Origin of the sequence: Nonomuraea sp. NPDC048916, from assembly GCF_040649575.1 — a bacterium.
GTDB lineage: Bacteria > Actinomycetota > Actinomycetes > Streptosporangiales > Streptosporangiaceae > Nonomuraea.
The window spans coordinates 1-476 of record NZ_JBEZFS010000210.1 but is presented as its reverse complement, the minus strand read 5'-3'; the positions used below and the strand labels follow the sequence as shown (position 1 = coordinate 476).

The window sequence follows — 476 nt, the reverse complement described above, 5'->3', positions numbered from 1 at the left end:
GCCACTAATCCACCACCGAAGCGGCTTCATCGTTCGACTTGCATGTGTTAAGCACGCCGCCAGCGTTCGTCCTGAGCCAGGATCAAACTCTCCGTGAATGTTTACCCGTAATCGGGTGCACACATCACGAGAGCGGAACAACCGGTCGGAATAAGACCCGTTGTTCACAGCGTCCTCGCTGTGTATTGCCTACCGCCACCCACAAGGAGCGGAACGGCAGGACTTTCAAAGGAACCACCAACCTGCCGAAGCAGGCCGGGGTATCAACATATCTGGCGTTGACTTTTGGCACGCTGTTGAGTTCTCAAGGAACGGACGCTTCCTTCGGTCCCGTTTCACCGGGGCCCTCCGGGCGCTTCCCTTCGTTCTTGCGTTTCCGACTCTATCAGACTCTTTCGTGTCCGATTCCCTGTCGGGGGGTTTTGCCTTGGGTCTGGGACTTTCCGTCCCGTGCCTTTCGACATTCACTACGCTAG

At 56.7% G+C, this 476-nt stretch carries 1 rRNA gene; it reads right to left on the bottom strand.

The window, feature by feature from the left end:
- Positions 1-98 (bottom strand): 16S ribosomal RNA (locus AB0C16_RS40485); the annotation flags it as partial.
- Positions 99-476 lie beyond the last annotated feature (378 nt).